Origin of the sequence: Amycolatopsis rifamycinica, from assembly GCF_000695625.1 — a bacterium.
GTDB lineage: Bacteria > Actinomycetota > Actinomycetes > Mycobacteriales > Pseudonocardiaceae > Amycolatopsis > Amycolatopsis rifamycinica.
The window spans coordinates 1-13,579 of sequence record NZ_JMQI01000068.1; the positions used below are offsets into that span (position 1 = coordinate 1).

Sequence of the window (13,579 nt, forward strand, 5' to 3'; positions counted from 1 at the left end):
GACGACCGCGCCCGCCGCTTCGAACGCCCGGGCCGCCGCGGTGACGGCGTCGCGGATGACCGGATCGACCGGCAGTCCCAGACCCGCTTCGAGCTGCAGGCCGACGCGCAGACCGGCCGTCGGGAGCTCGGGCGACGACCAGTCGAGGTCCGACGGCGGCAGGCACAGGTGGTCCCGCGCGTCCGGGCGCGAGAGCACGCTCATCAGCAACGCCGTGTCGGCGACCGTGCGGGTCATCGGGCCGGCGACGCGGCCGAGGAACGGCGGGACGACCGGCACCCGCCCGAAGCTCGGCTTCAGCCCGGTCAGGCCGCACCAGCCCGCGGGCAGCCGGATCGAGCCGCCGATGTCGGTGCCGACGTGCAGCGGGCCGTACCCGGCGGCGGCCGCGGCCCCGGCCCCCGCGCTGGACCCGCCGGGCGTGGCCGACAGCTGCCAGGGGTTGCGGGCCGTGGGGTGGAAGCTCGACCGCCCGGACGTCAGCATCCCGTAGTCCGGCATGGTCGTCTTGGCCAGCAGGACGCCGCCGGATTCGCGGACCCGCGCGGCCGCCGGGGCGTCCTCGGCGGCCGGGGTCAGCTCGGTCGCCGCCGTGCCCAGCGGCACCGGCGTGCCACGGGTCGCGATGTTCTCCTTGAGCGTGAGCGGGACGCCGTCGATCGGGCCGAGCGGTTCACCGGCCGCCCAGCGAGCTTCGGACGCCTTCGCGTCGTCGCGCGCGCCTGAGGGGTCGTACGCGTACAACGCGTGCAGCTCCGGCTCTCGCGCTTCGATGCGGGCGAGAACGGCTTCGGTCACCTCGACCGGCGAGAGCGTCTTCGCGCGGTACTGCGCGACGAGCTCGACGGCGGTCAGGTCAGGCAGCTCGGTCATGCGCGCTCCTCACGAGGCAGGCGGGTCGAAGCGGCCGTCGACGGCGGTCCAGCCACCGTCCACGGCCAGCACTGAGCCGGTTACGAACGAAGAAGCGTCCGAAGCGAGGTACACGACCGCTCCGGCCAGCTCGTCCGGACGCGCCCAGCGGCCCAACGCGCCCTTCGTCGCGTACGCGTCGTACCACTCCGGGTTCGCCTTGATCTGGGCGGTCAACGGCGTCTCGACGACGCCGGGCGCGATCGCGTTGACCCGGACGCCGGCCGGGCCGAACTCCGCCGCCGCCGTCCGGAACAGCTGGACGAGCCCGGCTTTCGTCGCCGCGTACGGGCCCTGGCCGGGCTCGACCGTCGTCCCGCGGATGGACGAGAACCCGATGATGCTCCCCCGCCCGCGCGCGACCATGCCGGCGCCGAAGACGCGGACGACCTCGAACGTGACGCCGAGGTTCAGCGCGAGGACGCGGTCGAACTCCTCCCGCGTGTAGTCGAGCAAACGCTTGCGGACGTTCATCGCGGCGGTCAGCACGACGACGTCGACCTCGCCGAAGTCCGCCGCGGCGCGCTCGACCGCCCCGGGCGCCAGGAGGTCGAGCTCGTACGCCTCCCCGACGCCGGCCTCGCGCGCGGCGTCGAGGTCGCGGTCCGCGCACACCACCGAAGCGCCGTGCGCGGCCAGCGCCCGCGCGGCTTCGCGGCCGATGCCGCCCGCGCCGAGCACGACGGCCCGCCGCCCGTCCAGCCGGAACAACGTCGAGTAGTTCACGGGCGCAGCACCGCCATCCTCGTCACGGTCAGTTCCTCGACGGCGAACCTCGGCCCCTCGCGGCCGATGCCGGAGTCCTTCACCCCGCCGTAGGGCATGGTGTCGGAGCGGAAGCCGGGCACCTCGTTGACCACGACCCCGCCGACCTCCAGTTCGTCGAGCGCGCGGAACGCGGTGCGCAGCGACCGGGTGTAGACGCTGGCGTGGAGCCCGTAGCGGGACGCGTTCACCGCGGCGAACGCCTCGTCCACGTCGGACACGGTCCGCACGCAGACGACCGGGCCGAAGATCTCTTCGTCCCACGCCTCGACGCCGTCCGGCACGTCGAGGAGGACGGCCGGCCGCAGCACCCTGCCTTCGACACCCCCGCCGACCCGGCGGCCGCCGGCCTTCTCGATCCACGCCGCGACGCGCTCGGTGGACGCGGGGTCGATCAACGCGGACACCCGCGTCTTCTCGTCCCGCGGATCGCCGATGACGACCTCGTCGAGCCGCGCCAGCAGCCGCTCGGTGAACTCCGCGGCGACCGGCGCGACCACCAGGACCCGCTGCACCGAGATGCACGCCTGGCCGGACGCGTAGAACCCGCCGCGCAGCACGGCGTCCACGGCGGCGTCGAGGTCGGCGTCTTCCGCGACGACGAGCGCCGCGTTCGAGCCCAGCTCCAGCAGGGTCTTCGTGGGCGCCGCGTCCCGGGCGATGCGGTGGCCGACCGCGGCCGAGCCGGTGAACGACACCGCGCCGATCCGCCGGTCGGTCGTCAGGGCCGCGCCCACGGCCGCGTCGCCGGTGACCAGCTGGACCATCGCGGCGATGGGGGCCAGCGAACGCACCAGGTGCACCAGCCAGAGCGTGGCCAGCGGCGTCTGCGGCGCCGGCTTGACGATCACCGGGCAGCCGGCGGCGATCGACGGCGCGATCTTGTGCGAGGCGAGCAACAGCGGGTAGTTGAAGCCCGCGATGCCGACGACGACCCCGATCGGCTTGCGCTTCCAGAACCCGACCAGGCCGTCGCCGGACGGCAGGAGGTCCAGCGGCACGGTTTCACCGTGCAGCCGGGACACCTCTTCGGCGGCGGCTTCCCAGGTGACGATCGTGCGCGCGACCTCGACGCGGCAGTCGACCAGTGGCTTGCCGGTCTCCAGCACCAGCAGGTCTTCGAACTCGGACCGGCGCGCGGCAAGAGCGGCGGCGACGTCGTTCAGCAAGGCACGCCGAACTCTCGAAGGCAGCGAAGCCACTTCGCGCGCGACGGCGACAGCCTCGTCGACAGCGCGTGTTGCCAGCTCAGGAGTGCCGATCGGCGCGGTGCCGATGACGCTCCCGTCGTAGGGGAAAACGATTTCCGCGGCATCCACAGTGGACACCCAGCCCGCGCCGACCGGCAGGCCGTCCGGGTGGTCAGGCATCGTCACCTCCGCTCAACCGGGCCAGTTCCGCACGCAGGTTCGGGGCGGCGGCCAGCAGCTCTCGCGTGTACTCGTGCCGCGGCGACTCGTAGACCTGCGACACGTCACCGAGCTCGACGATCTCGCCGCGGCGCATCACGGCGACCCGGTCGCAGACGTGCCGGACGACGCCGAGGTCGTGCGACACGAAGATCAGCGTCAGCGCGAACTGCTCCACCAGCAAGCCGAGCAGGTCGAGGATCTGACCGCGCACGGAGACGTCGAGGGCGCTGACCGGCTCGTCGGCGATCAGCACGCTCGGGTTCGGCGCCAGCGCGCGGGCGATGGAGATCCGCTGCCGCTGCCCGCCGGAGAACTGGTGCGGGTAGCGCCCCGCCGCGTCCGCCGGCAGGCCGACGGCGGCGAGCAGTTCGGCGACGCGATCGGGCTCCCGGCGGCCGAGCGGCTCGGAAATGATGTCCAGCACGCGCATGCGCGGGTCGAGCGAACCCATCGGGTCCTGGAAGACGATCTGCAGTTCCGAGCGCAGGAAACCGAGCTTGCGTTCGGGCAGGTTGTCGATGCGCCTGCCTTGGAACGAGACCGTGCCCGCGGTGGGCTTGTCGAGCGCGGCCAGCAGCCGGACCAGCGTCGACTTCCCGGAACCGGACTCGCCGACGATGCCGAACCGCTGCCCGGCCTCGACGTCGAAGCTGACCCCGCGCAGGGCGTGGACGTCCCGGCGGGCGTACCGGCGTTCGAGGTCGCGGACTTCGATGATGGTCATCGCCGGGCCTCCAGATCCGAGGCGGCCAGCAGCTTCCGCGTGTAGGCGTGCGAAGGCGCCGTCAGCACTTCGCGCGTCGAGCCCGCTTCGACGATCTCGCCGTCCAGCATCACCAGCACGCGCTCGCACACCGACGCAACCACCGCCAGATCGTGCGTGATGAAGAGGAGGGCACTTTCACGTGAAAGTGCCGTCTTGATGAGGGTGAGGATCTGGGACTGGACAGTGACGTCGAGGGCCGTGGTCGGCTCGTCGCAGATCAGCAGGGACGGCTCGTTGGCGAGGGCCATCGCGAGGACGACGCGCTGCCGCTGGCCGCCGGAGAGCTGGTGGGGGTACGCGCGGGCCGTGCCGGGCAGGCCCACCGCGGCCAGCAGGTCCTCGGCGCGGTGACGGCGTCCGTGGATCCGGCCCGGCTCGGTGACCTGGCGGCCGACGCGCATGGCCGGGTTCAACGCCGTCATCGGCTCCTGGAACACCATGGCCAGCTCGTCGCCGCGCAGCCGGGAAAGGTCCTTTTCGGACATTCCCAGCAGTTCGCGGTCACCGAGGCGGATCGAGCCGGACGCCCGCAGTTCTTCCGGCAGCAAACCCATGATCGCCAGCGCCGTCAGCGACTTCCCGGACCCGGACTCGCCGATCAGGCCGACGCGCTCGCCGGCCCCGATGTCGAAGGAGACGTCCCGGACCAGTGAGGAGACGCTGAGCCCGCGCACCGAGAGCGTCATACGCGCGCCGCCAACCGGGGGTCGAGGCGGTCGCGGAGGCCGTCGCCGAGGAGGTTGAAGCCGAGGACGGCGACGGCGATCGCGATGCCCGGCACCAGGGCCAGCCGCGGCTGCACGGTCAGCAGTTCCTGGGATTCCTGCAGCATCCGGCCCCACGACGGCGTCGGCGGCCGCGTGCCGAAACCGAGGAACGACAACGCCGCTTCGGCGAGCACGGCGATCGCGAACGACACCGACGCCTGCACGATCAGCAGGCCGGAGATGTTCGGCAGCACGTGCCGCAGCGCGATGGCCGGCCGCGACCGGCCGCCCGCGCGGGCGGCGAGCACGAACTCGGTGCTCATCACCTGCAGCGTGCCGGAGCGGGCGATCCGCGCGAACGACGGGATGGTGGCGATGCCGATCGCCACCATCGCGGTGAGGGTGTCCGCGCCGAACACGGCACCGAACATGATCGCCAGCAGGAGGGCGGGGAAGGCGAGCACGAGGTCGTTGACGCGCATGACGAACTCGCCGAGCCACCTCGGGGACATCCCGGCGAGGATGCCCAGCGGGGTGCCGATGACCGCGGCGATGCCGACGGCGACGACCCCGACGTACAACGTCGTGCGCGCGCCGACCATCAGCTGGCTCAGCAGGTCGCGGCCGAACTTGTCGGTGCCGAACCAGTGGGAGCCGGTGAAGCCGAGCAGCCGGTGGGTCGCGTCGACCTTCACCGGGTCGAACGGCGTCCACGCGAACGACAGCAGTGCGGCCAGCACGACCAGGCCGACGAGCACCGCGCCCAGCAGGAGATTGCGCATCACGAACCTCGCAATCGCGGGTCGAGCACGGTGTAGAGGACGTCGACGACGAAGTTGACCAGCAGCACGCCGGCCACCAGGACCAGTACGATCCCCTGCACGGTCAGCAGATCACGCGCGGAGACGGCGTCCAGCAGCATCGAACCCAGCCCCGGCAGCACGAACACGCGCTCGACGACCACCGCGCCGATCAGCAGCGTGGCGAGCTGGAGACCCAGGACCGTCACCACCGGCACCGAAGCGTTGCGCAGGCCGTGGCGCACCAGCGCCTGGCCCGGCCGGAGGCCCTTCGACCGCGCGGTGCGCAGGTAGTCCTGGCCGAGCGTGTCGAGCACCGCCGACCGGACATAGCGCGTGAGCACCGCGCCCTGGACCAGGCCGAGCGACAACGCCGGGAGCACGAGCCCGCGGAAGAACTCGCCGAAGTCCTGGTCCGGCGGTGTCCACCCGCCGGACGGCAGCCAGCGCAGCCGCACGGCGAAGATCTGCACGAGGATGATCCCGGCGAGGAACGCGGGGATCGCGACGCCGATCTGCGACAGGCCCGAGACGCCCGCGCCCGCCGCCTTCCGGTGCTTCACCGCGGCGAACGTCCCGGCCGGCAAGGCGATCACCAGCGCCACCAGCATGCCCGCGCCGACCAGCCACAGCGTCACGCCGAGGCGGTCGAGCAGCTGCGGGCCGATCGCCTCCCGCGTCACGTACGAGCGGCCGAAGTCGCCGTGGAGCACACCGGAGATCCAGTCGAAGTACTGCGTGACCAGCGGGCGGTCGATGCCGAACTCGGCGCGCGTCTTGGCCAGCAGCTCCGGCGTCGCGTTGACGCCGAGCGCGACCTGCGCCGGATCGCCCGGCAGCACCGCCATGAACAGGAACACCACGATCGACGCGACCAGCACGCTGACCACGAAGATCGCCACCCGGCGCAGCACCCTGGCCGTCATCGCGGCGCCAGCCCGGTGAGGTCGAAGGACTCGCTGACCTGGTTCTGCACGAATCCGCCGACCTTCGTCTTCGCGGCGATCACGTTGGGGAACAGGAACAGCCAGTCCGCGGCCGCGTCGGCGTTCAGCCGGCGTGCCACCTGCTTCATGTCCGCGACCTGCTGGTCCGGCGTCCCGCTGTCGGCCTCGGCGAGCAGCTGCTGGACGCGCTTGCTGTCGTAACCCCAGTAGTACTTCGGCTTCCCGAACGTCGTGATGTCCCGCGCCTCGACGTGCTGGATGATCGACAGGTCGTAGTCGTGGTCGGTGAACACCTGCTTGAGCCACACCGCCGGGAAGTCGAGCGGCTCGATCGTGGTCCGGACGCCGACGTCGGCGAGCTGCGACTGGACGACCTGCGCGGCCGACACCGCGTACGGCAGGTTCGGGATCCGCAACCGCAGGTTCAGGTTCGTCGCGCCGGCTTCGGACAGCAGCGCCTTGGCCCGCGCGGGGTCGAACGGGTGGACGTTCGAGAGGTCCTCGTACCAGGGGTCGGTCGGCGGGACCATGCTGCCGATCAACGTCCCGCGGCCCGCCCAGGCGGTGTCCAGCAACGCCTTCCGGTCGATCGCGTACGTCAGGGCCTGGCGCACGCGGACGTCGTTCAGCGGCGGCCGCGCGTTGTTCATGGCCAGCGTGACCTCGGAGTTCGTCGTGCCCTGGACGACCTGGAACCGGTCGTCGGCCTGGAACTGCGGGATGGAGTCGGGCGCGGTGATCGCCGAGATGACGTCGATGCCGTTGCTGAACAGCGCGTTGTTCAGCGCGGTCGGGTCCTTGATGTACTTGAGGACCACCGTCGAGTACGCCGGTTTCCGGCCCCAGTAGCCGGCATTCGCCTTCAGCACCACGGAGTCGCCGCGCTTGCGCGCCGAAACGACGTACGGCCCGGTGCCGACCGGCTTGTTCGCCAGGTCGGCGACGCCGGTGGGGCTGAACATCGCGCCGAGCCGGCTGGTGAGGCTGAACAGCCAGCCGTTGGACGGCTTCGAGAGCACGACTCGCGCGTGGTCCGGCGCCACGACGTCGACGTGGTCGACGACGTCCATGTTCGCCTTGATCGAGATGGTCCAGTCGGTCTTCACGCGCATGAGCGAGAACTTGACGTCCTCGGCGGTGAAGGGCGCGCCGTTGCTGAACTTGACCCCTTGCCGCAGCTGGAAGTCGTACGTGCGACGGTCCGGGCTGATCGTCCACGACCGCGCGAGCAGCGGCACGATCCGGCCCTGCACGTCGAGCTTCACCAGGCCTTCGTAGACGTTGTAGAGCAGCGCCTGCGGGATGGCGGCGCCGTCGGTGCGGGTGAAGTCGAAGTTCGCCGGCTCCGCCGTGAAGCCGACGGAAAGGGTGTCCGGACCAGCGGAAACGCTCGCCGACGAGCCGGCCGAGCAGCCGGACACCACGAGCAGCAGCGCCGCTGCCACCGCAGGAATCCGGGCTTTCATTCGGCCTCCAGGTAAGTACACTGGTCTGACCAGTAGCCTGCACCGAGCGGACGACGAGGTCAAGGGATGCGGTTCGAACCGGTGGCTCCGGTCCGCGCGTACGAGCGGGTCGTCGAGCAGATCGAGCAGGCCGTGATCAGCGGCGAGCTCAAGCCGGGGGAACGCCTGCCGGGCGAGCGCGAGCTGATGGTCCAGTTCGGCGTCGGCCGCTCGACGATCCGCGAAGCCCTGCGCGTCCTGCAGGCGGCCGAGATGATCCGCTCGCGGCCCGGGGACCCGCGCGGCCCGGAGGTGCTGGCCGCCTCGCCCGCCGCGCTGCACCGGTCGATGCACCGGCTCGCCCGCGCCGACCACGTCGGGCTGGCCGAACTGCTGCAGTTCCGGATGATCCTCGACGGCTCGGCCCACCTGCTCGCCGCGGAGCTGCGCACCGAAGACGACCTGACCGGCCTCGACGCGGCCCTGGAGTCGATGCGCGAAGGCGTCTCGCGCGGCTACGCCGAGTTCAGCCGCGCCGACGTCGCCTTCCACGAGGTGATCGCCCGCATCTCCCGCAATCCCCTGCTGGTGGTCAGCGAAGAGGTGGTCCGCGGAGTCGTGCTGGAACTGATCGAGGACAAGCTCGAGCACGCCAGCAACCGCGCATCGCTGATGCGCACCTGGCTCGCCCACCACGCCGAGGTGCTCGACGCGATCCGCGCGGCCGACGGCACCGGCGCGGCCCACCTGGCCAAGCAGGCGTTGTACGACAATTACGCCGAACACGTCCCGGCCGGGCAACGGCCACTGCTCAAGCCGTTGCTGCGGTCCTAAACTCGGCCGCGTGGACTCGGCGAAACGGGACGGCGTCGGCCTCGCGCTCTCGGGCGGCGGCTACCGCGCAATGCTCTTCCACGCCGGCGCGCTCTGGCGGCTCAACGAGCTCGGCTGGCTGCCGAAGCTCACCACCGTCTCCAGCGTCTCCGGCGGTTCGATCGCGGCGGGCGTGCTGGCGCACGCGTGGAACAAGCTGTGGTTCGGCGAAGACGGCGTCGCGGAGAACTTCGGCAAGGAGGTCGTGCAGCCCATCCGGCGGCTCGCCCGCACCAACCTCGACATCCCGGTCACGCTCAAGGCGATGTGCATCCCGTGGCGCAGCGCGGGTGAGGAACTCGCGCGCCGCTACGCGAAGCACCTCTTCGGGGACTGCTGCCTCGCCGACCTCGATCCGGCCGGGCCGAACTTCGTGTTCACCGCGACCAGCCTGCAGGACGGCTCGCTGTGGTGGTTCTTCCGGCAGCCCGGCCCGCACGGGCGGATCCCCCTGGCCACCGCGGTCGCCGCGTCGTCGGCGTTCCCGCCCATGCTCTCGCCGGTCGTGATCCCCGATCCGCACGAGACCAGCCGCAAGATCGTGCTCAGCGACGCGGGCGTGTACGACAACCTCGGCCTGGACCCCATCGAGAACCAGCGAGCGACCGTCCTGGTCAGCGACGCCGGCAAGAAGATGAAGCACGAGGCCAAGCCGAAGCACAACTGGCCGATGCAGCTGCTGCGCGTGCTGACCGTGATGGACAACCAGGTCCGCGAGCTGCGCACCGGCTCGCTGCTGAAGTCCTATGAGGACAAGACCTACGCCGGGACGTACTGGGCGACCTACAGCAACATCGAAAACTTCGAACTGCCGGACGCCCTGCCGGCACCGGTGGAGCAGACCCGGCGGCTCGCCGAGACGAAGACCCGGTTGACCAGGATGTCCGAGAAGGTGCAGGACAACCTGATCAACTGGGGGTACGCCGTCTGCGACGCGGGCATGCGCCGCTGGGTCTGCCCGGGAACCACGCTGAAGCCGGAGTTCCCGTATCCCGGCTCAGGCGTTGGCTAGTTTCGCGTACACGATGATGTTGTCCTTGTAGCTGTGCTCGGCGTGGTCGAACGCGCCACCACAGGTGATCAGCCGGAGCTGCGGCTTGTCGCTGTTGCCGTAGACGGCGTCGCGCGGGAACGTGTCCTTGGGGACCTGTTCCACGCGGTCGACGACGAACTTCACCTTCTTGCCGTCGCTGCGGTCGACGTCCACCTCGTCACCCGGGGCGAGATCCTTCAGCTTGAAGAAGATCCCGGGCTTCTTGTCGCCGTCGACGTGCCCGAGCAGGACCGCGGGTCCCGTCTCGCCGGGCACCGGCGACATCTTGTACCAGGCCGCCTGCATCGGCGTGTGCACCGACGGGACAGAGATCCCGCCGTCGGCCTTCGGCAGCACCGAGACCAGCGAGGACTGCGCGCCGATCTTCGGGATGTTCAGCTGCGTCGGGCGCAGGCCGGCGAACGGCTTGGTCACCGGCGGCGGGGCCGGCGTGGACGAGGACGGCGCCGCGGCCTGCGGGGCGTCGGTCCCGCAGGCGGCCAGTGCGAAGGACAGCGCCAGGGCGGCCGCGAGAACGCGGCCGCCGCGGCGGAACTGCGTTGTCATGCGGTCAGGACCGGGCCGTCGCGCCGCCGCCGGTCTCGACACCGCCGGCCTTCGGGGTCACCTTGACCTGGCCGCCGACGGTGGCCGAGCCGCCGCCGTGGCCGACCGGCCGGGTGACCGGCTTGCCCTCGCAGGTCCAGGAGACCTGGGTGGCGTCGCTCAGGTGCTTGCCCTCGTTGAGCTGGATGTCGAAGCCCCAGTAGCGGCCGTCCGCGCCGTCCTGGAACGGGCCGGCGGCCACGGTGAAGTCGTTGGCGGCGACGTTCGTCGGCTCGCCCGCCGCGCAGGCGATGACCAGCACGCCGGTGCCGTCTTCGAACTCCCACGCGTACGCGACGTCGTCGAGGTAGTCGTCGCCGTGCGGGAACGGGTCGGTCGGCTCGGTGGACGGCGCGGCGGTGGTCTCGGTCGGCTTGCCCGAGGTGGGCGTGCCGGTCGACGTCGGCTGCTGCGAGGTCGGCTGCTCCGAGGTGGGCTGCTGCAACGTCGGCTGCTCCGAAGTCGGGACCGAGGTGCTCGTGGGCAGGTCCGTCGTCGGCTGCGCGTCGGAGGTGGGCGCGGCTTCGGTCGTCGAGGTGACCGGAGCCTCCTGCGCGAACGCGGCCGGCGCGACGGTGATCGTGAGCAGGGCCCCCGCGAGCACAGCGCCCGCGAGACGGCCCAGGGTCTTCTTCAAGGTGACTCCCAGGGAAGGAAACGCGCAATGACCCCCACTACGCGGATCACCCGGTGCCGAGAAGCACAAGATCGGGTGACCCGCCCATCCTGCCCCATCACTGGTATATACCGGAAACGAATATGACGTGAAGAAAACCACTGCCGAAACCTGTAACGTTCCGGCCCGGCGAAATCCACTTCGGACAGTGACCGTGACAGCGGTTTCAGCTCGCGAGCTTCGCGTAGACGACGATGTTGTCGCGGTAGCTGTGCTCAGCGTGGTCGAACGCCCCACCGCACGTGATCAGCCGCAGTTCCGGTTCGTTGCTGTTGCCGTAGACGGCATCCCGCGGGAACGTCTCCTTCGGGACCTGCGTGACGCGGTCGACGACGAACTTCAGCTTGCGCCCGTCGCTGCGGTCGACGTCGACCTCGTCGCCGGGTGCCAGGTCCTTCAGCATGAAGAAGATACCCGGTTTTCTGTCGCCGTCCACGTGTCCGAGCACGATCGCCGGCCCGGTGTCGCCGGGTACCGGCGAAAGTTTGTACCAGGCCGCCTGCATCGGGGTGTGCACCGACGGGACGGAAATCGAACCGTCGGGTTTCAGCGCGACGGCCAGCAGGCTGGATTCCGCGCCGATCTTCGGGATCTTCACCGACGTCGGGCGGAGTCCCTTGAACGGCACGGTCACCGGCACCGACGACGGAACGGGCGCCTGCGCCTGCGCGGGCGGTGGCGGCTCCGCGGCGCCGCCGCACCCGGCCAGGGCCAGCACGAGGGCGAGCGTCGCGCCCGCCCGGCGGACCGTCACCGGGCCGTGCCGCCGAAGCCGGTCTCGATCCCGCCCCGGGGCGCGACCTTGACCTGGGCTGCGGGAGCGGCGTTGCCGGCCGGTGCGGAACCGGTCGCGGTGGTGATCGGCCCGGTGGTGATCGGCGCAGTGGTGACCGGCGCGGTGCTCGACGGCGAAGAGCTGCTGCTCGTGGTCGTGCTCGCCGGCGGTCCTTCCCGCTCGAACTCGACGATCCCGTTGCCTTCGACGTTGTCGCAGGTCCAGCTGAACTTGGCGGTGGTCGTGCCGGCCGGGGCGTCGACCACACGCACCGAGTAGTTCCAGTAGCGGCCGTCGGACTCGTCCTGGTCCGGGCCGCCGGTCACACTCAGGTACTGGGTCGCGACTGCGCCCGGTTTCGCGGCCGCGCAGGCGATGACGAGGACGCCCTCGCCGCCGAGGCCGACGAAGCCGTGACCGGCGTTGTCCTGGTAATCGTCCTTCGGCGGCTCGGCCGGTTCCGGCGCCGAGGACGTGGTGGTCGGCGGGCTCGTGGTGGTGACCTCGGTCCTCGCCGCGGCCGAGGTGGTCCCGGCGGTGGTCGTGGCCGGCGAGGCCGGCGCGGTGGTCTCCGTCGAGGACGGAACCGTGGTGGTCGCCGGCTCCGCCGTGGTGGTGGTCGTGGTCGTCTCGGACGCCGGGCTGGTGTCCGTCTGCGCCAGCGCGGCGGGCGTGGCGGCGAAGGTGGCGAGCGCACCCGCGAAGACGACCCCGGCCACCCGGCTCAGCGTTCTGCCCACGATCCACTCCCAGTGCGTTGACCTGCGATGTCGCGACTATCGACGATTCGGCGGCCCGCGTTACTCCGTGAGGGCGAACATCAGGTCGTCCCACAGGTCCTCGGGGTCCTCCAGGCCGACGCTGAACCGGATCAGCCCGGGCGGGACGCGCTCCTCGCCCGCCAGCCACGCCCGCCGCTCGACCAGGCTTTCGACGCCGCCGAGGCTGGTCGCCGACCGGATCAGCCGGACCGACGCGCAGAAGCGGTCCGCCGTCTCGGCGTCGGCGAGGTCGAACGAGACCATCATCCCGAAGCCCGGGTAGCGCACCCGCCGCACCGCGGGGTGCCCGGCGAGCCGCTCCGCCAGCAGGGCGGCGGTGCGGGTCTGCTCCGCCAGCCGGACGGGCATGGTCCGCAGCCCGCGCAGGGCGAGCCAGGCTTCGAGGGCACCCGGTGTCGACCCGACCCGCGTCCGCGCGCCCCGCAGCTCCTCCGCGACGGCCGGGTCCTTGGCCACGGTGATGCCCAGCAGCAGGTCGCTGTGCCCGCCGATGAGCTTGGTCGCGCTGTGCACGACGACGTCCGCGCCCAGTTCGAGCGGCCGCTGCTGCAGCGGCGTCGCGAAGGTGTTGTCGACGACGACCCGGCCACGCGCGGCGGCCGCGATCGGCTCGATGGCCATCACATCAAGGGTCGGGTTGGTCGGCGACTCCAGCCAGACCAGATCGGCGGTCGCCGCCTCGGCGACCCAGGCGCCGGTGTCCGTCGGGTCGAGCTCGGTGACGGCGAGCTTGCCGAGCTTCTGCGCGTGGGCCAGCACCCCGCGCGTCACGGCGTAGCTGAACGTCGGGACGGCGACCCGCGAGCCGACCGGCAGCAGGTCCAGGACGGCGGAGAGGGTGGCGACCCCGGACGCGAACGCCGTCGCGTGGCCGCCTTCCAGCGCCCCGACGGCTTCCTCGAGCGCGTGCCAGGTCGGCGTCCCGTCGCCGCGCGCGTACACGAAGTCGCCACCGGCCTGGTAGGTGCTGGTGGCGACGAGCGGGGTGTTCAGCGGCTCACCGGGTCCGTGCGGCCGGCCGGCGGCGATGGCCTTGGTGCGAGGCGTCCAGTCGTCCATGCGCCTCACGATAAGGGGAGG

Annotated in this window: 15 protein-coding genes; 2 read left to right on the top strand and 13 right to left on the bottom strand. The window is 71.4% G+C overall.

Features of this window, described 5'->3' with window-relative positions:
* From DV20_RS32720 to DV20_RS32755, 8 genes are all read right to left on the bottom strand, one after another.
* Positions 1 to 873, bottom strand: an 873-nt coding sequence (locus tag DV20_RS32720) for an amidase (protein WP_043786978.1), incomplete at its 3' end; no start/stop codon positions are given.
* Between the two features lie 9 nt (positions 874 to 882).
* Positions 883 to 1,638 carry an SDR family NAD(P)-dependent oxidoreductase gene (locus DV20_RS32725; RefSeq protein WP_043786979.1) on the bottom strand — a complete coding sequence of 252 codons (756 nt, stop codon included), beginning with the start codon at positions 1,636 to 1,638 and terminating at the stop codon, positions 883 to 885.
* On the bottom strand, positions 1,635 to 3,047 hold the full coding sequence (locus DV20_RS32730; RefSeq protein ID WP_043786980.1) for an aldehyde dehydrogenase family protein: 1,413 nt from the start codon (positions 3,045 to 3,047) through the stop codon (positions 1,635 to 1,637). Before DV20_RS32730 ends, DV20_RS32725 begins: the two co-directional genes overlap by 4 nt.
* Positions 3,040 to 3,813 carry an ABC transporter ATP-binding protein gene (locus DV20_RS32735; protein ID WP_043786981.1) on the bottom strand — a complete coding sequence of 258 codons (774 nt, stop codon included), beginning with the start codon at positions 3,811 to 3,813 and terminating at the stop codon, positions 3,040 to 3,042. The genes DV20_RS32730 and DV20_RS32735 overlap by 8 nt, the downstream gene beginning before the upstream one ends.
* Positions 3,810 to 4,541 carry an ABC transporter ATP-binding protein gene (locus DV20_RS32740; protein WP_043786982.1) on the bottom strand — a complete coding sequence of 244 codons (732 nt, stop codon included), beginning with the start codon at positions 4,539 to 4,541 and terminating at the stop codon, positions 3,810 to 3,812. The genes DV20_RS32735 and DV20_RS32740 overlap by 4 nt, the downstream gene beginning before the upstream one ends.
* Positions 4,538 to 5,344, bottom strand: a complete 807-nt coding sequence (locus DV20_RS32745) for an ABC transporter permease (RefSeq protein ID WP_043786983.1) — start codon at positions 5,342 to 5,344, stop codon at positions 4,538 to 4,540. Before DV20_RS32745 ends, DV20_RS32740 begins: the two co-directional genes overlap by 4 nt.
* Entirely contained in the window at positions 5,344 to 6,288 is a 945-nt protein-coding gene (locus DV20_RS32750; RefSeq protein WP_043786984.1) for an ABC transporter permease, read from the bottom strand. Before DV20_RS32750 ends, DV20_RS32745 begins: the two co-directional genes overlap by 1 nt.
* A complete protein-coding gene (locus DV20_RS32755) occupies positions 6,285 to 7,775 on the bottom strand; it encodes an ABC transporter substrate-binding protein (RefSeq protein WP_200876547.1) in 1,491 nt (496 codons plus the stop codon). The genes DV20_RS32750 and DV20_RS32755 overlap by 4 nt, the downstream gene beginning before the upstream one ends.
* Before the next feature lie 66 nt (positions 7,776 to 7,841).
* Between DV20_RS32755 and DV20_RS32760 the strand changes: the two genes are divergently transcribed.
* Both DV20_RS32760 and DV20_RS32765 read left to right on the top strand, forming a co-directional pair.
* Entirely contained in the window at positions 7,842 to 8,588 is a 747-nt protein-coding gene (locus DV20_RS32760; protein ID WP_043786986.1) for a FadR/GntR family transcriptional regulator, read from the top strand.
* Between the two features lie 10 nt (positions 8,589 to 8,598).
* Positions 8,599 to 9,639, top strand: a complete 1,041-nt coding sequence (locus DV20_RS32765) for a patatin-like phospholipase family protein (protein ID WP_043786987.1) — start codon at positions 8,599 to 8,601, stop codon at positions 9,637 to 9,639.
* Here DV20_RS32765 and DV20_RS32770 read toward each other — a convergent pair.
* From DV20_RS32770 to DV20_RS32790, 5 genes are all read right to left on the bottom strand, one after another.
* Positions 9,625 to 10,227 carry a class F sortase gene (locus DV20_RS32770; RefSeq protein WP_043786988.1) on the bottom strand — a complete coding sequence of 201 codons (603 nt, stop codon included), beginning with the start codon at positions 10,225 to 10,227 and terminating at the stop codon, positions 9,625 to 9,627. The genes DV20_RS32765 and DV20_RS32770 overlap by 15 nt on opposite strands.
* Before the next feature lie 4 nt (positions 10,228 to 10,231).
* Positions 10,232 to 10,903, bottom strand: coding sequence for a hypothetical protein (locus DV20_RS32775; protein ID WP_063607839.1), 672 nt, complete (start codon positions 10,901 to 10,903; stop codon positions 10,232 to 10,234).
* A 205-nt stretch (positions 10,904 to 11,108) separates the two neighbouring features.
* On the bottom strand, positions 11,109 to 11,696 hold the full coding sequence (locus DV20_RS32780; protein WP_043786989.1) for a class F sortase: 588 nt from the start codon (positions 11,694 to 11,696) through the stop codon (positions 11,109 to 11,111).
* Positions 11,693 to 12,457 carry a hypothetical protein gene (locus DV20_RS32785; RefSeq protein ID WP_235191046.1) on the bottom strand — a complete coding sequence of 255 codons (765 nt, stop codon included), beginning with the start codon at positions 12,455 to 12,457 and terminating at the stop codon, positions 11,693 to 11,695. Before DV20_RS32785 ends, DV20_RS32780 begins: the two co-directional genes overlap by 4 nt.
* A 60-nt stretch (positions 12,458 to 12,517) precedes the next feature.
* Positions 12,518 to 13,558 (bottom strand): trans-sulfuration enzyme family protein, encoded by a 1,041-nt coding sequence (locus DV20_RS32790; protein ID WP_043786990.1) that lies wholly within the window; start codon positions 13,556 to 13,558, stop codon positions 12,518 to 12,520.
* Between the last annotated feature and the right edge of the window lie 21 nt (positions 13,559 to 13,579).